Below are 18,926 nucleotides of genomic sequence, written 5' to 3'. Positions count from 1 at the left end.
TGCCGTCTTTTTTTGCCAGTTCAGAAGCGGAATCGAAGAATGAGGTCGTGTGTGTAATCGATCAGGCGCAGTGCTTCGCGCGCTGAACTGGCCGCTGATTGACAGGACACCGCCAGGTGTCGAGGTGAGAGGTCGGCCTCGATCGCCTGAATATCCTCGACGGTCGCGGTCAAGAGACACGACAGGCGCGAGCAGTAAGCGCCCATATTTCCAGCCGAGAGAAGTGCCGTGTTGTACGCGCGGCGATGCCATTCCAGTTTGTTGCGCGCCGAAGCCAGGCTGCTCTCGTCCATCAACGCGCTGACCAGCGTATCCGGTGCGTTGCTCGACGTGCTTGTGACCAGCAGCCCTTTGCGTTTCGCATGTTCATACATCCTCAAGGCCATGAAGTCCATGAATCGAGGAGTTGTCTGCTGCGCGCATTCGATGATGCCATCGCATTCCGCCTGCTGGCGCTCGAAGGCTGCTTTATGGCGCAGCAGCTCCTTGATAAGCGGTGGAAGTCGGCTGTCGAGCGAGTTGCTATCCAATATGAGGATTATCTGCGCCAAACTCTTTTTGGTGTCCTGGTGGATTGAACGTATCTGCGTTGCGCTGGCGGTCCAGAGTGAGCTGCCTTGCTCCGCCAGGGTGACGACCTGATCCATTGCCGGTTCGTCGTAGCGGCCATATTCGGCTTCCGGCACCAGCCCCAGCGTGATCTTGAAGGCTTCAATGTATTCGGGCAGCTTTTTCAGGTAGCCCATGTGGAAGCCTAGATAGGCCATGTCGTCGTATTCGATAAGATGCGTGGTCATTATTCGCCCTCCATGGCGCTGCGGGTGAAATCGGGATTGCTACTGATGTCCGTAGTTCTTGCGAAAGGCTTGATCGGCCTCTTTGAACACGTTGAGTAATGTATCCGCGTCTCTTTTTATTTGACCCCAAGGCTCGGCCACGAGGTTAAAAGCGTTCAACAGGCGGCGCAGGGACAGTGCGTCCTCGATTCTTCCGGCTTCCTCAATCGAGTGAGTCAGGTAGGTGTGCAGGCCGTTCCACACAATGACCATGTTTTGAGTGGCGATGTCTGCATCGAGAATGACCCGTGACAGATCATGCAAGTCACAGCGAACACGATGAAGTGAGGCGTGAATCCTGTTTTTCTGCTCAAGCCGAACAACGCTGGCCTCCTGTTGCTGACGCAGTGCGCTGATCTGATTGCGCACTTTATCGGCTTCGTCGCTGTAATAGAGGCCTAATCCCGGCAAGGCAAAAATGTTCAGTGACGACTTCTTCACCAGCGTTTTGTATTCCCGTTGCTTCTCTTCGATGTCAGCGCCCCGTCTTTCAATGGTGTCGATCAGGGCTTGAATGTCGGGCTGCAAGTGGCTGGTGTCGATGCTTCGTAGCTTGAGCTGCACCTGGGGCATCACTGCAGTGGACAACTCTTTGGAGAAAGCATCGAGTCGGCGCTTGAGTGATTCTGTCCCGTTTCGACGCTGGAGCACGAGCGAAGCAACTTGCTGGATGTACTGCAGGACGTCCGCCAAATCTTGCGGATCAACGTTTCCGGAAGGCTTGGCTTTGACCTCGTCATACAGCTGTCGAACGCCGCTGGCGTGAGTCATCATCTGGTCGGCGAAGACCCAGAGTTCGCTGCCGACGTTCATCAGGTCGGTGCGAAGCGGGTTCCATTGCGAGGCGTGTTGATGGATATGATTGAAAGTCGTCTGGAAGTCCCGGGCTTCTAGATTGGAGCCCGCGCCGGTGGCGTAGCCGAGATAAACAATGACATCGCTGAGCGACGTCGGAAGTGCGAGGCCGCGGGTTTCATACCGCTTTAGATCAACCAATTGTGCTTTTGTAAGAATAAGCCCAGGCGCGCGAAAGACGTCTTCTGACGTCCCTGCTGCGGCAGAAATCAAAAGCTCGGGCAGTCGCTCTGCCAAGTCAAATCTCTCATCGCGAATGGGGGCGTCATCCAAGGGGTCGGATGATTTCATGTTGTTAATCCTTTAATGGGATAAGGGGCGACGCAGAGCGCAGCCATGACCCGTGCACTCCGGGGATGCGGCCGGGACGAACATCCTTGAACTTCCCGGCCGCACTTTGCGCATGAGCGGATGAAGTCAGGCCATGACCTTCAGATGCTTCGCGAGCGACAATACGTCCGCGCCAAACTGAGCGACACTGTCCTGATCAGCACAGTTGACCGTGCTGTGAGTGCTCAGAAATGAGGCGGTGGCCATGATGTATTTTTCGAACTCGGCAACGTACTGCGCTCGCTGATCGTCGAAATGATGGGACTCGGTGATCAGTTCTTTTTTCGACGTCGCCAGACGCAGTTCTTCGGTCTTCTCAGACGTGCTGTCGACAAGATCGTTGATCCGTTTACGCAGCGTGTCACGGGCTTCGATCATGCTCACATAATTGATCAGGCTCTCGGCCCGCTCCAGGACCTGCGTGGCCAGATCAATAGCCGCTTGTACTGCCTGCACCTCAGGCGGAGCCATTCCCAGTTTGGCCAGTTCCTGAGTGGTCAACGCTGCCTCTTTTGCGACTTGGGTAAAGCCCTTGGCTTCGATCAGCGTCATCGCGTCAGTCAGCGCCTTGCGTTTCGTTTCCAGTGCGTCCTGACGTGCCTTGATTTCGAGGACTTCTGCCGGCAGGCGCGTCAATTCTGCTTCGAGCTGAGTGACGTATTTCCCCGTGGCCATGCGATCGAGTGGAGCAGCCATGGCAGGAATAAGCTCTTTGAGCGCCCGCTCCTTTTGGCTCACAGTTTCCATGACCTCTTGAACCCGAAGGGTGATGTCTTCAATGATATCTTCATGGTCAGATTCAGGCGCATCGCGTAGCTCGGATTGAAGCCCTCGGATCGTGTCAATCTGAATACCCATTTTGGTGTTCAGTGATTCAACGGTCTCGCGAAGTTCAGAGTCAGCGGTACACAGCGCATCATTCTGTTCAGAGACGCGGCTGTGCAGAGAAGGAAGGTACTGTGTCTGAATGAATAGACGTTTGACTTCAACGGTCGCAGCATTGGCTTTGCTTCTCGTCTCTCGAACCGCTTTCGGATTCAGCGTCGGGTAGTCGATGGCACTTGGAAATTGAGAAATATTGTTCATTTTAAACTCCGTATTCTTCTTTGAATTCGCGGTCGGCTGCAGCGAACACGTCTCGCAGTTTTTCGGCATCGACCTCGATGGTTTCCCAGGGCTTGACCACCAGATTGAATTGGTTGCGGAATCTGCGCAGGGAGAGCCCGTCTTCAATTTTTTTGACTTCTTCGGCGGAAGCGGCGATGAATGTGCTGAGCGAGTTCCAGACGCTGATGAGGTTTTTAGTGGCGATGTCGGCATCGATGACAATCAGATCGAGGTTCTGAAAGTCCATTCGGACACGGCCCAACGCTGCCAGGATCTTGTTTTTCTCCGCCATCAGCGCAAGGTCTTTTTCCTGTTCTTCCGAGAGCTTGTTGCGTTCCTTTCGGATCTTCTCAGCCTCGACGCTGGAGTAGATCATCATGATCAAATTACCGACCACCGCGCCGATGGCTTGCTTCACCAGCTCTTTGTATTCTTTGTTCTTCTCCTCGATATCCGTCGCGCGGTTATCGATTTTTACCTGCAGCGCTTTGATTTCGCTGCCCAGAGAGTTGTTGTCAATCAAAGACAGTTTGAGCTTGATGGCCGGGCCGACTTCTTCGGCCAGTTGCTTGCCGAATGCGTCCAGCCGTCGTTTTATGTTGAATGCTTCGTCCTGTCGTTTATTAACTTTTGCAAGTATTTGGTTGAGGTAATAACCCAGGTCTTCGCGGTCCGTTTTTTCGATGCCGGGAAACTTGATCCCTAGCTCCATTTCGACGTTGCGCAGGTCCTGAAGTGTTTTGATGTCGTGTTTTTCGATCAGGTCAAGTGTGGCGATATCTTTGAATACGTCGTTCATGCTTTCGCCATAGACCTGCATTGATCCAGCGAATACCACAAGTTCGTCATTGACGGTCAGCATATCCGTGCGCAGTGGATTCCAGAGTCGGGCGTGGCCGTTCACGAGTTGAAACGTTTCTTGAAAGTCCCTCGCTTCCAGACCGCTGCCAGCCCCGGACTCATAGCCCAGATAGGCAATGACATCCTTCAGGTCGGTGGGAAGCGCCAGTCCGGCTATTTCATACTTCTTGAGTTTTTTGACCTGGTCTTTGGTCAATAACAGCCCAGAATCCCGAGCATCGCGCTCAGGCGTTGCAACGGATGAACTGAAAAGTGCCACAGGGTCTGTGGCCGCATCGGTTGAAAGGTCTTTTTCTGCTTGTGACATATCATTAGTCCTTTAATGATGTCTCGTTACTTTTTCCGAAGTTCGTCAACGCTCCGGATGCAGGCGGGTAAAGTTGTCTGCACGAACAGGAGAGTAAGTTGTGCTTTTGCAGAGGTCAAAGTGGAAAACAGGTTTAAGTCTGTAGGAGAATTCCAGTCACTGAGAAGTTGCGCCCGGCAACTCCTCTGAAACCCGTACTTTCGTGGTGTTTGACGCGCTTTACAGGGCGGAATTTCGAAAATGGAACTTACAATTGGCCGTTATGAGCCATTCAAGAGGTCACGATATTTGGCAGCGTCCGTTTCGTCCCCCAGGTGTGCCGCTTTTGCATGGTAATCCCGCGCCAGTAAACGGATTTCGGGATGCCGGGAAGAGAGCAGCACCTGGCGACTGACACGCAGAAAGTTGAGGTTGCCGATGCTTAACGCGGTTTCCAGCCATTCGACGGCTTCCTCGACCCGGCCTTGTTCGGCCAGCACCGCGGCGTGGCTGAACTGTCCGCGGAAGTCGCCGCCCTCGGCAGAACGCCGATACCAGTCGTAAGCGCCTGCCAGATCCTGTTCGCAGCACACGCCTTCTTCCAGGTAGCGCCCCAGCAGGTTCATCGACTTTGCGTGGCCCATCTGTGCAGCCTTGCGATAGCAGGCGAGGGCGCGTGCCTGGTCTTTGTTGACGCCGCGCCCGGTTGCCAGCAGGTTGCCGTAGTTGTAAAAGCCCCAGTCGAGCCCGGATTCCGCCGCAACCCGGTAATGCTCGGCAGCCTTGGCGACGTCGGGCTCGCAGCCCCAGCCATGTTCATGGCAGCGCCCCAGCATGTTGTGCGACATCACGTGGCCGTTGCGTGCTGCGATCTGGAACCAGGTCAGCGCCAGCGCCGCATCTTGCTCGATCCCGCTTCCGTCGAGCAGGATCTGCCCGAGCAGCGCCTGAGCATCGACGATGTTCTGTTGCGCAGCGATCAGGATCGCCCGCGCCGCGCTCGCCGGATTTTCCTCCAGCATCGCGCGCAGCTGCTCGCCATCGAGGACTTCCTCACGTCGCAGATTCCAGCCCATCGTCAAACCTCGACCCACTGACGCAACAGGTTGTGATAAGTGCCGGTGAGCTGAATCAGGGACGGATGATCAGGCACGTCGCGACTGAGTTGCTGGATGGCGTTGTCCATCTCGAACAGCAACGTGCGGTGGCCGTCATCGCGGACCAGGCTTTGCGTCCAGAAGAACGAGGCGTAACGCGCACCGCGGGTGACGGCGTTGACCTTGTGCAGGCTGGTGGCAGGGTAGAGCAGCATGTCGCCGGCGGGCAGTTTGACTTGCCGGGTGCCGAAGGTGTCCTGAATCACCAGTTCGCCGCCGTCGTAGTCCTCGGGCTCGCTGAAGAACAGCGTCGACGACAGGTCGGTACGCACACGTTCGACACTGCCTTTGCTTTGCCGCACGGCATTGTCGATGTGGAAATCGAAGCTGCCGCCGCCGGTGTAGCAGTTGATCAAGGGCGGGAAGACTTTGTGGGGCAGCGCGGCGGACATGAACAGCGGGTTCTGCCAGAGCCGTTCGAGCATGGCCGTGCCGATTTCCACCGCCAGCGGGTGGCCTTCGGGCAGTTGCAGGTTGCGCTTGGCCTTTGCCGATTGATGCCCGGCGGTGATCTTGCCGTCCGCCCACTCGGTTTGCGTGAGAGCCTCGCGTATGCGCAGCACTTCCTCAGGGGTGAACAGGCCGGGAATGTGTAACAGCATGGCATCGCGACTCTGGATCGAAAGAGGGCGAATGGTAGTGATTCTTATTGACTGTGTAAAACCCTGCGGGCGCGCGTAGACAAATGGCGGTGAAAAATTCGTAAAGCGAAATTGTAAAGATTGTAAGTTTTCTACGAATGCGAATCAGTCTCAAATATTCTCCGCGGCCTCAGTATTCCTTGGGGAAGGAAAAATGTCGCGCCAATCACAACCAGCATCCGTACTCACGTCGCGTTCCATCACCGGCGCAGTGGGCGTTGCCATTGCAGCGATGTCAGCTGCCCACATGGCCCAGGCGGCTGAAGCCTCGTCCGACAACGCGCTCAATATCGGCGCCACGACCATCGATGGCGAGCGGGCGCAGACCTCCTACCGGACCGATGAATCGACATCGAAAAAGTACACCGCTCCATTGCGGGAAACGCCTAAAAGCGTGACGGTCATCCCGCAACAAGTGATCCGCGACACAGCCGCAACAAGTCTGGCTGACGCGCTGCGTACTACCCCGGGCATCACATTCGGTGCAGGCGAGGGCGGCAACCCGAACGCAGACCGCCCCATCATTCGTGGCTTCAACGCCGAAAGCGACGTGTTCATCGACGGCATGCGCGACGTGGCTGCTCAAAGCCGCGAAATCTTCAACGTCGAGTCGGTTGAAGTGAGCAAAGGTCCGGGCTCTGCCTTTACCGGTGCCGGATCGACCGGCGGCAGCCTGAACCTGATTACCAAAGGCGCTCATCTGGGCGACGCTTACAACGGCGGCTACACCTTCGGCTCTGATCAGACGCAACGCTATACGCTGGACGTCAACAAGCAGATGACCGACTCCTCTGCCGTTCGCCTCAACCTGATGAAGCACGACGCCAACGTGGCCGGTCGTAACGACGTCGACGTGAGTCGCTGGGGCTTCGCGCCGTCGTTCGCCTTCGGACTGGGGACAGACACGCGGGTCAAGCTCGACTACTACCATCTGTCCACCGACGACATGCCTGACTACGGCATTCCGCTGACTAACACGCCCGGTCGCAGCAAATACGTGGTGGACAAGCCGGCGCACGTCAACGAAAACAACTTCTATGGACTGACTGATCGCGATTATCGCAAGAGCGTCAACGACAGCGGCACGTTCCGCATCGAACATGACCTCAATGAGAATCTGACCCTCTCCAACAGCTTCCGCATGTCGCGCTCGACCCTGGATTACATTGTCACCAACCCCGACGACAGCCGGGGCAACGTGGCAAACGGGCTGGTCTCGCGCTCCGCCAAGAGCCGCAACTCGACCTCCAGCGGTTTCGTCAACCAGACGGATCTTCAGGCGAAGTTCAACACCGGTTTCGTAGAGCACAGCCTCGTCACCGGTATCGAATTCTCGTATCAGGACACTCACAACCGCGGCTACAACGTGCTGTCCGCGAGCGGTGGGACCATTGGCTCCACCTGTACCCCGGCACTGCTGGCTTCGGGAAACTGCACCAGCCTGTATGACCCGTCACCGAAAGACTCGTGGGACGGTCAGATCACTGACAGCCTCGCTTACACCGATACCGATACCAAGACCAGCGCGGGCTATGTGTTCGACACGTTGAAGTTCAATGATCAGTGGTCCTTGAACCTGGGTCTGCGTTACGACGATTACGAAGTGCGCTCGAGCGGTTACAGCACTGGCGGCCGGGGCAGCGTCGCCGGAAATTTCAAACGCGAGAACACCAGCCAGCTGTGGAACTATCAGGTGGGCGTCACTTACAAGCCGCTGCCGAACGGCAGTGTGTATGCCGCATGGTCGACATCCAGCAACCCGTCCGGGGAAACCAGCGGTAACGGCGGTCTGGAGATTGCGGCGAACAACGCCAACCTCGATCCGGAAAAGAACCGCAATTATGAAATCGGTACCAAGTGGGACTTCTTCGACGACAACCTGTCGCTGACCGCAGCGCTGTTCCGCACCGAAAAAACCAACGCGCGGATCACCGACCCCGACAACGCGACCTTCCAGGTGCTTGACGGCGAGCAGCGCGTCGATGGTCTGGAGTTGACCTACAGCGGCAACATCACCAGCAAGTGGAAGGTGTATGGCGGATACACGTATATGGAGAGCGAGATCGTCAAGGCAAGCAACCAGGCCGACGAGGGCAATCATATGCCGAGCACGCCGCGTAATAACTTCAACTTCTGGTCGACCTATGAGCTGCTTCCAAAGCTGACAGTCGGCGGCGGTGCGACCTTCGTGGATTCGCGTTTTGGTAACGAGGCCAACTCGGTGGAAGTCCCGTCTTACTGGCGCTATGACGCCATGGCAACCTACGCGCTTACCAAGAACGTCGACCTGCAGCTGAACGTGCAAAACCTGACCGACAAGCGCTACTACGATCAGGTGTTCACCACTCACTATGCGCACATGGCTGCCGGCCGGACCGCGCTGATGAGCGCCAGCTTCCACTTCTGATCTGGCAGCGCATCCAGCCTTTGTGGGTGCGAGCGTGCTCGCGAAGGCTGATTGCCAACCACTGCACCTGACGGCATGCCCCGGCCTCTTCCCGGCTGAAGCCGGTCCTACAGACGCTGCAAGTTTCGTAGGATCGGCTTTAGCCGGGAAGGCGTCGGGCGTTACGCCGTTGATCGCAGGGGGCTTTATAAATAGTCGGCTCACTCCCACAAGTCTTGCGCGAGTCGGTCGACTGCGGTGGGTCAGGACAGATTCATCTCCTGTAGGAGCGAGCTTGCTCGCGAAAGGGTCGGAGCAGTCGCCGGAATTTGCAGCGCCTGAACCGATGTTTTCGTGAGCATGCTGACTCCCGCAGTTTTGCATTAAGAATCAGCCACAGATGAGAATACATGCCGTTTCTGCGCATAATGCGCGCCGTAGCGGGTTATCGAGGTGATCGAGGGTGTTGAAGAAAGTCCTGTTTCAAGTCCACTGGTTCTTCGGCATCACGGCCGGTCTGGTCCTTGCCCTGATGGGCATCACCGGGGCCATCTATTCGTTCGAAGACGAGATCATCGACGCACTCAACCCCGAGACCCTGTTCGTCCAGCCGGGCGATCATCAGCTTTCGCTGGCCGACATGGTCCGCAAGGTCGAGGCGCAGGGCCATGACACCGTTTCGATGTTTCGCGTCGAGGTCGACAGTGACCGGATCGCTCAGGTCTGGTTCAAGCCCGCACCGGGCGAGCGTAGGGGCCAGATGCACAATTTCGATCCCTACACCGGAGCGTTCACCGAGGACGCAACAGGCCAGGATTTCTTCGGTTTCGTGCTCAACCTGCACCGCTTCCTTGCTGCCGGCGAGTACGGCAAACAAGTGACGGCGGCCTGCACGCTGATTCTGGTGTTCTTCTGCCTGTCAGGGCTGTACCTGCGCTGGCCGCGCCAGGCGCTGAACTGGCGCGTGTGGCTGACGCTGGACTGGGCGAAGAAGGGACGCAGTTTCAATTGGGACCTGCATTCGGTGTTCGGCACCTGGTGCCTGATCGTCTATCTGTTGCTGGCCGTCACCGGCCTGATGTGGTCTTACGACTGGTTCAACAACGGCATGACCAAGCTGATCGGCGACCCGCCTGTCGCGGGCGAGCAGCGTCGTGGTGGCGGTGGCCCGCGTCCGGGGCCTGCTTCCAGGGACGTTGCGCCGGTCGAGGCGCTTGTCCCCGATTATGACGCGATCTGGCAGACCCTCCAGAAGACGGCCGGGCCGGACCTGAAGACCTACAACCTGCGCATGCCTCAGGCGCCAGGACAGATGGCGACGGTGTTCTACCTTCTCAAGGACGCACCGCATCCGCGCGCGCTGAACCAGATGACGCTCGATCCTGTCAGCGGGCAGCTCAAGGCCGTGTCGCGTTACGCGGACAAAGGCGTCGGCGCGCAATTGCTGGTCAGTAACTACGCATTGCACACCGGCAGCTACTTCGGCCTGACCGGGCGGATCGTCATCACGGTCGCGGCGCTGTTGATGCCGCTGTTTTTCATCACAGGCTGGCTGTTGTATCTGGATCGTCGTCGCAAGAAACGCGAGATCCGTGCGGCCCGTGGCGAGGTGGCGAGCAGCACGGCGGCCTATGGCAGTCAGGGACCGGCCTGGTTGATCGGCTTCGCCAGCCAGAGTGGGTTCGCCGAGCAACTGGCCTGGCAGACCGCCGGGCAACTGCAGTCGGCGGGGCTGCCGGTGCGCGTGCAGCCTCTGGCGGACATGACCGAGCAAGACCTCAACCAGAGCCATAACGCGCTGTTTGTGGTCAGCACTTTCGGCGACGGCGAAGCTCCCGACAGCGCTCGCGGTTTTGAGCGCAAGCTGCTAGGGCGACCGCTGTCGCTGGAAAAGCTCAACTACGCGGTGCTGGGCCTTGGCGATCGGCAATATCAGCATTTCTGCGGTTTTGCCCAGCGCCTGCACGGCTGGCTGGCCGAGCGCGGCGGCAGCACATTGTTCGCGCCGGTCGAAGTGGACAGTGGCGACAGCGCTGCTTTGCAACACTGGCAGCAGCAACTGGGCGAGTTGACTGGATCGACGCCACCCGCAGCCTGGAAAGCCTCCGAGTACGAGCATTGGACGTTGAGTCAGCGCGACTGGCTCAACGTCGGCAGTGTCGGCTCCAAGGTGTTCTTGCTGCGCCTGACGTCGACGTCCGGTACGCGGTGGGAAGCCGGCGATCTGGTCGAGGTACTTCCGCGTAACGCGCAGGCGGCAGTCGAGCACTTCCTTGCCGGGCTCGGCATCGCGGCAGATACGCCGGTTCAGGTCGAGGGTCTGAACGAGACGCTCGGCCAGGCGCTGCTCAGTCGCCAGTTGCCGGCCAGTCGCAGTCATCTGGTCGGTCTGCATGCGCAGGCGCTGGTAGATGCGTTGGTGCCGTTGGCGATGCGCGAGTATTCGATCGCGTCGATGCCCGAAGACGGCTCGCTGGAGTTGATCGTGCGTCAGGAACGGCACCCGGATGGCAGCATCGGGCTGGGCTCCGGGTGGTTGACCGAGCATGCCGCCGTGGGGGCTTCGGTCAGTCTGCGGGTGCGTCGCAACAGCGCTTTCCACCTGCCGAGCGAGTCGGTGCCGATGATTCTGATCGGCAACGGCACCGGGCTTGCGGGCTTGCGCAGCCTGCTCAAAGCTCGCATCGCTCAAGGGGAGCGGCGTAACTGGCTGCTGTTTGGTGAGCGCAACGCCGCGCATGATTTTCACTGCGCCAGTGAGTTGAAAGGCTGGCTGGCGTCGGGCGATCTGGCGCGCATGGACCTGGCGTTTTCACGTGATCAGGCCGAGAAAATCTATGTTCAGGATCGCCTGCGCGAGGCCGCTGAAGAGCTGCGTCGCTGGGTGGCCGAGGGCGCCGTCATCTACATCTGCGGCAGTCTCGAGGGCATGGCCACAGGCGTCGATGGGACATTGAACGCCCTGCTGGGTGAAGAGGGCGTACAGACCCTGATCGAGCAAGGACGGTATCGGCGGGACGTGTATTGATCCACAAGGTGTTGTGGCCCGTTCCCGAGATCCGTCAGTGCCACATAACCCTTGCAGGAGCGCGCTTGCTCTGGGCCGCACTCGGACGATCGGCTGCGCAGCAGTCGTAAAACCGACCACCTCTGAACATCCGACAATCCCCCTATTTCGGGGCGGAGCACTGAAACAAAAAAGGCCGTTGCGCTCACACGCAACGGCCTTTGCTCACTCAGCAATCAGCAGCACGTTACGCCACGAACTGCTCCGCGTAATGACACGCGACCTGGCGGTTGTCCACCGTGCGCAGTTCAGGGACTTCGGTGCTGCAACGCTCTGTCGCGTAAGGGCAACGCTTGTGGAACGCGCAGCCCGAAGGCGGATTGAGCGGGTTAGGCAGCTCGCCGACGATCTTGATCTTCGGCTTCGACGGATCCGGATGGATCGTCGGCGTGGCCGACAGCAGCGCCTGGGTGTACGGGTGCAGCGGACGGTTATAAATCTCCTCCTTCGGCCCCATTTCCGCAGGCCTGCCCAGGTACATCACCAGCACGGTATCCGCCACATGACGCACCACCGCCAGGTTGTGCGAAATGAACACATAACCGGTGTTGAATTCCTGCTGCAGATCCATGAACAGGTTCAGCACCTGCGCCTGAATCGACACGTCCAGCGCGGAGGTCGGCTCGTCCGCCACCAGCACCTTGGGCTGCAGCATCATCGCCCTGGCCAGCGCAATACGCTGACGCTGACCACCGGAGAACATGTGCGGATAACGTTGGTAATGCTCAGGCCGCAGACCGACCTGTTTCATCATCGCCTGCACTTTCTCGCGACGTTCGGCCGCCGACAGACTGGTGTTGATCAGCAGCGGCTCGCCCAGTTGATCACCAATCTTCTGACGCGGGTTCAGCGATGCGTACGGGCTCTGGAACACCATCTGCACGTCTTTGCGCAGTTGCTTGCGTTGTGCCTTGGTCGCGCCGGCCACTTCCTGGCCGGCGATTTTCAGCGAGCCCGACGACGGCTCCTCGATCAAGGTCAAAGCGCGGGCGAGGGTGGATTTGCCGCAACCTGATTCGCCCACGACGGCCAGGGTCTTGCCGGCTTCGAGTTCGAACGACACGCCGTTGAGGGCGCGAACGGTTGCGTGTGGCTTGAACAGACCACGGGATACATCGTAGTGACGAGTAAGGTCACGGGCGGTCAGTACGATTTCGCTCATCACGCCACCTCCTGATTCAGCGGAAAGAAGCAACGCGCCAGGCTCTGGGCTTTAGGGTCCAGGGCTGGGCGTTGCTGGCGGCATTTGTCTTGAACGTACGGGCAGCGCGGCGACAGCAGGCACCCGCTTGGGCGGTCGTAACGACCGGGCACGATCCCCGGCAGCGTCGACAGGCGCGCGGCGCCCATGCTGTGCTCGGGAATCGCCGCCAACAGCGCTTCGCTGTACGGATGGGCCGGGACGTCGAACAGGCCGGGGACCTGACCGACTTCAACCGCCTGGCCTGCATACATCACGCAGACGCGCTGCGCCGTTTCGGCAACCACCGCCAGGTCGTGGGTAATGAGGACCAGCGCCATGTCCTGCTCTTTTTGCAACGCCAGCAGCAGGTCCATGATCTGCGCCTGAATGGTCACGTCCAGTGCCGTGGTCGGTTCGTCGGCGATCAGCAGCTTGGGCTCGCCGGCAATCGCCATGGCGATCGCGACACGTTGGCTCATGCCGCCGGACAGTTGGTGCGGGTAAGCATCCAGACGCTGCGCGGCGCCCGGAATCTCGACCTTCTGCAGCAGTTCCAGCGCACGTTGATGCGCGGCTTTGCCCGACAGGCCCAGGTGCTGCTTGAGCACTTCCTTGATCTGGAAACCGACGGTGTAGCTGGGGTTCAGCGCAGTCATCGGGTCCTGGAACACCATCGACAGGTCCTTGCCGACGATCTGACGACGCTGACGCGGGTTGAGCTTGAGCATGTCCTTGCCGTCGAAGGTCAAGGCGTCGGCAGTGACGATGCCGGGATGATCGATCAGGCCCATCAGCGCCATCATGGTCACGGATTTGCCCGAGCCCGACTCGCCGACGATCGCCAGCACTTCGCCTTTGTCCACGGCCAGGTCCAGGCCATCGACAACCGGCGTGGCGTTGGCATCGCCGAAGCGAACGTTGAGGTTCTTGATTTGTAAAAGTGGCATTCGGACGTCCTCAGGCGGCGTTCTTGAGTTTCGGGTCCAGCGCATCGCGCAGACCGTCGCCCATCAGGTTGATTGCCAGCACGCTGAGCAAAATGGTCAGACCCGGAAGGCTCACCACCCACCAGGCGCGTTCGATGTAGTCGCGGGCCGAAGCGAGCATGGTGCCCCACTCAGGCGTCGGCGGTTGCACACCCAGACCCAGGAAGCCCAGCGCCGCGGCATCGAGGATTGCCGAGGAGAAGCTCAAGGTTGCCTGAACGATCAGCGGCGCCATGCAGTTGGGCAGCACGGTGATGAACATCAGGCGCGGCAACGTGGCGCCGGCCAGACGGGCAGCGGTCACGTAGTCGCGGTTCAGTTCGCCCATCACCGCAGCACGGGTCAGGCGGACATACGACGGCAGCGAGACGATCGCAATGGCGATCACGGTGTTGATCAGGCCAGGGCCGAGGATCGCGACGATGGCCACTGCCAGCAACAGCGATGGCAGCGCCAGCATGATGTCCATCAGGCGCATGATCGTCGGGCCAAGCACTTTGGGGAAGAAACCGGCCAGCAGACCCATGAGGATCCCCGGAATCAGCGACATCACCACCGACGACAGACCGATCAGCAGCGACAGGCGCGAGCCCTGGATCAGTCGCGACAGCAGGTCGCGGCCCAGTTCGTCGGTGCCCAGCAGGAACTGCCACTGACCGCCTTCCAGCCAGACCGGCGGGGTGAGCAGGAAGTCGCGGTATTGCTCGCTCGGGTCGTGAGGCGCGACCCATGGCGCGAAGATGGCGCAGAACACGATCAGCAGCATGAATGCCAGACCGGCCACGGCGCCTTTGTTCTTGGCGAAATGCTGCCAGAACTCTTTGTATACGGACGGGTAGAGCAGGCTTTGATCGACTGCTACTACGGGAGTAGGTGTGCTCATAAAAAAGTGATCTCAGCGCTGGTGACGAATGCGTGGGTTGGCAAAGCCGTAGAGGATGTCCACTACGAAGTTGACCAGAATCACCAGGCAGGCGATTAACAGGATGCCGTTCTGCACGACAGGGTAGTCGCGGGCGCCGATGGCCTCGATGAGCCATTTGCCGATACCCGGCCAGGAGAAGATCGTTTCGGTCAGTACCGCACCGGCGAGCAGCGTGCCCACTTGCAGACCGAAAACGGTCAGCACCGGGATCAGCGCGTTGCGCAGGCCGTGCACGAACACCACGCGAGCCGGCGACAGGCCTTTGGCCCGCGCGGTACGCACGTAGTCTTCACGCAGCACTTCGAGCATCGAGGAGCGGGTCATCCGGGCGATGACCGCCAGCGGGATGGTGCCCAGCACGATGGCCGGCAGAATCAGGTGACGCAGTGCGTCCATGAATGCGCCTTCTTCATCGCTGAGCAGGGTATCGATCAGCATGAAGCCGGTTTTCGGCTCGATGTCGTACAAGAGGTCGATACGCCCGGACACCGGGGTCCAGCCCAGCGTCACCGAGAAGAACATGATCAGAATCAGGCCCCACCAGAAGATCGGCATCGAGTATCCCGCAAGCGAAACACCCATGACCCCATGGTCGAACAGGGACCCTCGTTTGAGGGCCGCGATAACCCCGGCCAGAAGCCCGAGGATGCCAGCGAATATCAGCGCCGCAATCGACAGTTCCAGTGTTGCCGGGAACAGCGATGTGAATTCCGTCCACACGCTCGTGCGCGTACGCAGCGACTCGCCGAGATCGCCATGGGCGAGCTTGCCGACGTAGTCGATGTATTGCGCATAAAGGGGTTTGTTCAGGCCAAGACGTTCCATGGCTTGGGCGTGCATTTGCGGATCGACCCGGCGTTCACCCATCATGACTTCGACTGGATCGCCTGGAATCAGACGAATCAAGGCGAAGGTCAGCAAGGTGATGCCGAAGAAGGTGGGTATCAGTAACCCCACTCGGCGAGCGATAAAACTAAACATCTTCTCGTGTACCTCATCTGCCGGTTAGGCGTGTTCCTGCGGGTCTCTGTCAGGCTGGGTCCGAAACGTCCGACACTTGGTGATGCTGCGTTCAAACAGCCTCACCTTCGCGTCAAAACGTTTCGTTCCAAGCCAGGAGCCCGCCGGATTCTTCTTCTACTTCACTTGGGTGGTAGCGAAGTTATTAGTGGTGAGAGGGCTGATGTGGTAGCCCTCTACGTTCTTGCGCATTGCAGTGAACATCTTGGTGTGCGCCATGCTGATCCATGGCTGATCCTGATTGAAGACCGCTTGAGCCTGCTCGTAGAGCGCGGCACGTTCGGCCGGGTCGGTTTTTTCCCGGGCCTGATCGATCAACGTCTGGAACTTCTGATTGCACCAGCGCGCGTAGTTTTCGCCGTTTTTGGCGGCCTCGCAACTCAGGTTCGGGGTCAGGAAGTTATCAGGGTCGCCATTGTCACCTGCCCAGCCTGCCGACACCATGTCGTGTTCACCGTTTTTCGCGCGTTTGAGCATTTCGCCCCATTCCATGACGCGAATATCTAACTTAATGCCGACTTTCGCTAAATCCGCCTGCATCATCTGTGCCCCCAGCATCGGATTCGGGTTGGTCGGACCGCCACCGTTACGCGTGAACAGGGTCAACACGGTGCCTTCGGGCACGCCGGCTTCTTTCAGCAAGGCGCGGGCCTTGTCCAGATCGTGAGCCGGATTTTTCAGATCCTTGTTGTAACCCAACAGCGTTGGCGGATACGGGTTGACCCCCACCAGCGCGTTGCCCTTGCCGAACAGCGCGTTGACATAGGCTTCTTTGTCGAAGGCCAGGTCGATGGCTTTGCGCACGCGTACGTCGCTCATGTACTTGTGGGTCGTGTTCATCGCGATGTAGGCGGTGGTCATCGCCTCCAGCTCATCGACCTTCAGATTTGCATCCTTCTTGATGCTCGGGATGTCGTCAGGTTTGGGGTAGAGCGCGATCTGGCACTCGTTCGCCTTGAGTTTCTGCAGGCGCACGTTGTTGTCGGTGGCGATGGCCAGCACCAGCGTGTCGGCTGGCGGCTTGCCGCGGAAGTAGTCCGGGTTGGCCTTGAAGCGCACTTGAGCGTCCTTGGCGTAACGCTGGAAGACGAACGGGCCGGTGCCGACCGGGTGGCTGTTCAGCTCATCGGTCTTGTTGGTCTTGAGCAACTGGTCGGCGTATTCAGCCGAGTAAACCGATGCGAACGCCATCGCGACGTCGGCCAGGAATGGCGCTTCACGACGCGTCAGGGTGAATTTGACGGTGTTGTCGTCAACCTTCTCGACGCTCTTGAGCAGCTCTTTGAAGCCCATGCTTTCGAAGTAGGGATAGCCGACCTGCGACTGGTTGTGCCACGGATGGTTCGGGTCCAGCTGACGCTGGAAGCTCCAGACCACGTCATCGGCATTCATGTCGCGGGTTGGTTTGAAGGATTCGGTGGTGTGGAACTTGACGCCTTTGCGCAGGTGGAACGTGTAACTGAGGCCGTCTTCACTGATGTCCCAGCTCTCGGCCAGCGCAGGCTCGATGTCGGTGGTGCCGGGCTTGAAGTCCACCAGACGGTTGTAAATGGTTTCCGCCGCAGCGTCGGCCGTGACGGCGGTGGTGTAAAGCGCGGTGTCGAAGCCTTCCGGGCTGGCTTCGGTGCAGACCACCAGAGGCTTGGCCGAAACCCCGACCGCGACGCTGAACAGCGCCAGTGCGACCGCGTTGCGTAATGTTGCGAGTTTGAATGTCGATTTCACGTAAACGCCCTCCGCAAGTGATGAAGCCATGAGTAGACCGGTGCTTCAGGCCCTTGGGGAAACGCCTGAAGCACCGGTCGGTTTTGATTTACAGAATGTTGAACGGAATGGTTGTCACCAGACGGAACTCGTTGATGCTGCCGTCGATTTGCGCGGTCGAGTTTGCTCGATGAGTGGTATATGTCGCGCGCATGGTCGACGCTTTGAGCGGGCCCGACTGCATTGTGTAGGACGTACCGATACCGTATTCATAGTGAGCGACAGTGCCATCGAGACCGGTCTCATCGTAGGCTGTGCCTCTGTAGTGAGAGCCGTCGATTCCAAAGCCACGGGCCTGGTAGAGGTTGAACTTCAGGCCTGGCACGCCGTAGTCGGCCATGTTCAGCAAGTAGCTCAGTTGCACCGACTTCTCGTTCGGTCCGTTGAAGTCCGAGAGCAGGGAGTTGGCCAGGAAGATGGCGTTGCTGTCGTGCACGTAGTCGAAGTAGGTGTCGCCCTCGACTTCCTGATACGCGATGCTGAAGCTGTGCGCCTTATGCGTTGCGGTCAACGACAGGGAGTAGGTGTCGTTGTCGATCGGGCCCATTTTCTTCGAGCCGGAATCTTTGGTCTTGTAGTAGTTCAGGTTGGTGGACAGGCCCAGTACGTCGGTGTCGCCCAGCTCATGAAGGAACGAGAAGTAGTACTGGTGCCAGAAGTCCTGAACATTGGACGCGTAGAAGCTGGTGGTCAGGCTGTTGAACGGCTTGTAGTCAATGCCGGCCATGTCCACACGGTCGGCTTCGATGTTCGCGTTGGCGGTGTACTCGGAGCGGAACTTGGTCAGGCTCTGCTCGGAACGCGGAGACACACGGTCGAAGCTGCCGGCAGTGAACGACAGGTTGTTGAATTCTTCGCTGAGGATGCTCACACCCTCGAAGCTCGAAGGCAGCGCACGGTTGCCGATGTAAGCCAGCACCGGTGTGTTCAGGGACTGACGGCCTGCGGTCAGGGTGGTGTTGGAGATGCGTGCCTTGATGTTGCCCAGGCCCAGCTTGCTCCACTGACCGACTGCGTCACCGTTGTTCTTGGTGAGAGTACGGTTGGCGCCGCCCATCAGGTCATCCTTGTCACGGTCCAGCGCGACGGCGTTGTAGACCGCCATCTGCGTTGCGAAGCCGACCGTGCCTTGGGTGAAGCCCGAGCTGTAATCAACGATGGTGCCTTGCACCCAGTTGATACGGCGTGGATCGCGATCGACCACGACACCGTTTTCGCTGCGGCTGAAGTTGCCACCACGACGCAACAGTTCGTTGGCGTACCAGTTTCTGGTCGATCCGGTGATTTTCGAATCTTCCAGGAAACCCTTCGCTTCGCTTTGGGCGTTGGTGGTGGCCAGTGTGGTCGGTACAAACGCCTGACTGGTCGGCTCTGCCTGGGCCGCGACGCTCAACGCGATGGCGGAAAAGGCGAATACAGCGGTGCTGGCTTTTTTCACGTTTTGAAGCTCCCGTTTACTGCTTTTATAGAGGCGGGCTTTTTATGGTTTAGCCCGCTTTATGGTTCGGCCTCGTGGGCCTTT

14 protein-coding genes are annotated in these 18,926 nt (G+C 58.9%); 2 read left to right on the top strand and 12 right to left on the bottom strand.

Translation table 11 applies throughout. From position 1 onward, the window contains the following. Positions 1 to 20: 20 nt before the first annotated feature. The 6 genes from QRN36_RS01845 to QRN36_RS01820 all read right to left on the bottom strand — a co-directional run bounded on the left by QRN36_RS01845 (position 21) and on the right by QRN36_RS01820 (position 6,034). On the bottom strand, positions 21 to 797 hold the full coding sequence (locus QRN36_RS01845) for a hypothetical protein (protein ID WP_285422559.1): 777 nt from the start codon (positions 795 to 797) through the stop codon (positions 21 to 23). Positions 798 to 836: 39 nt separating this feature from the next. After that, the gene (locus QRN36_RS01840; protein WP_285422558.1) at positions 837 to 1,982 is read right to left on the bottom strand and encodes an alpha-xenorhabdolysin family binary toxin subunit A; all 1,146 of its coding nucleotides are present in this window, start codon (positions 1,980 to 1,982) and stop codon (positions 837 to 839) included. Between the two features lie 126 nt (positions 1,983 to 2,108). Further along, the gene (locus QRN36_RS01835; RefSeq protein WP_285422557.1) at positions 2,109 to 3,107 is read right to left on the bottom strand and encodes an alpha-xenorhabdolysin family binary toxin subunit B; all 999 of its coding nucleotides are present in this window, start codon (positions 3,105 to 3,107) and stop codon (positions 2,109 to 2,111) included. A gap of 1 nt (position 3,108) precedes the next feature. After that, positions 3,109 to 4,296, bottom strand: a complete 1,188-nt coding sequence (locus tag QRN36_RS01830) for an alpha-xenorhabdolysin family binary toxin subunit A (protein WP_285422556.1) — start codon at positions 4,294 to 4,296, stop codon at positions 3,109 to 3,111. A gap of 260 nt (positions 4,297 to 4,556) precedes the next feature. Continuing rightward, complete coding sequence (locus tag QRN36_RS01825; RefSeq protein ID WP_285422555.1) at positions 4,557 to 5,351, bottom strand: tetratricopeptide repeat protein; 795 nt, start codon at positions 5,349 to 5,351, stop codon at positions 4,557 to 4,559. Between the two features lie 2 nt (positions 5,352 to 5,353). After that, positions 5,354 to 6,034, bottom strand: coding sequence for a Fe2+-dependent dioxygenase (locus tag QRN36_RS01820; protein ID WP_285422554.1), 681 nt, complete (start codon positions 6,032 to 6,034; stop codon positions 5,354 to 5,356). Positions 6,035 to 6,227: 193 nt separating this feature from the next. On the opposite strand from QRN36_RS01820, the gene QRN36_RS01815 reads away from it, so the two are divergent. Beyond that, positions 6,228 to 8,480, top strand: a complete 2,253-nt coding sequence (locus QRN36_RS01815) for a TonB-dependent siderophore receptor (RefSeq protein WP_285422553.1) — start codon at positions 6,228 to 6,230, stop codon at positions 8,478 to 8,480. A 445-nt stretch (positions 8,481 to 8,925) separates the two neighbouring features. After that, positions 8,926 to 11,487 carry a sulfite reductase flavoprotein subunit alpha gene (locus QRN36_RS01810; protein ID WP_285422591.1) on the top strand — a complete coding sequence of 854 codons (2,562 nt, stop codon included), beginning with the start codon at positions 8,926 to 8,928 and terminating at the stop codon, positions 11,485 to 11,487. 226 nt (positions 11,488 to 11,713) lie between these two features. On the opposite strand, the gene QRN36_RS01805 is transcribed toward QRN36_RS01810, so the two are convergent. From QRN36_RS01805 to QRN36_RS01780, 6 genes are all read right to left on the bottom strand, one after another. Continuing rightward, the gene (locus QRN36_RS01805; RefSeq protein ID WP_285422552.1) at positions 11,714 to 12,688 is read right to left on the bottom strand and encodes a peptide ABC transporter ATP-binding protein; all 975 of its coding nucleotides are present in this window, start codon (positions 12,686 to 12,688) and stop codon (positions 11,714 to 11,716) included. Beyond that, positions 12,688 to 13,656, bottom strand: a complete 969-nt coding sequence (locus QRN36_RS01800; protein ID WP_285422551.1) for an ABC transporter ATP-binding protein — start codon at positions 13,654 to 13,656, stop codon at positions 12,688 to 12,690. The genes QRN36_RS01805 and QRN36_RS01800 overlap by 1 nt, the downstream gene beginning before the upstream one ends. Before the next feature lie 10 nt (positions 13,657 to 13,666). Then, positions 13,667 to 14,578, bottom strand: coding sequence for an ABC transporter permease subunit (locus tag QRN36_RS01795; protein ID WP_285422550.1), 912 nt, complete (start codon positions 14,576 to 14,578; stop codon positions 13,667 to 13,669). Positions 14,579 to 14,590: 12 nt separating this feature from the next. After that, positions 14,591 to 15,601, bottom strand: coding sequence for an ABC transporter permease subunit (locus QRN36_RS01790; RefSeq protein ID WP_285422549.1), 1,011 nt, complete (start codon positions 15,599 to 15,601; stop codon positions 14,591 to 14,593). Between the two features lie 156 nt (positions 15,602 to 15,757). After that, a complete protein-coding gene (locus tag QRN36_RS01785; protein ID WP_285422548.1) occupies positions 15,758 to 17,365 on the bottom strand; it encodes an ABC transporter substrate-binding protein in 1,608 nt (535 codons plus the stop codon). 88 nt (positions 17,366 to 17,453) lie between these two features. Next, a complete protein-coding gene (locus QRN36_RS01780) occupies positions 17,454 to 18,842 on the bottom strand; it encodes an OprD family porin (protein WP_285422547.1) in 1,389 nt (462 codons plus the stop codon). Positions 18,843 to 18,926 lie beyond the last annotated feature (84 nt).

Origin of the sequence: Pseudomonas sp. efr-133-TYG-103a, assembly GCF_030209235.1 — a bacterium.
Taxonomy (GTDB): domain Bacteria; phylum Pseudomonadota; class Gammaproteobacteria; order Pseudomonadales; family Pseudomonadaceae; genus Aquipseudomonas.
Note: the sequence above shows the minus strand (reverse complement) of the source record. Positions and strands in the feature narration are given on the sequence as shown.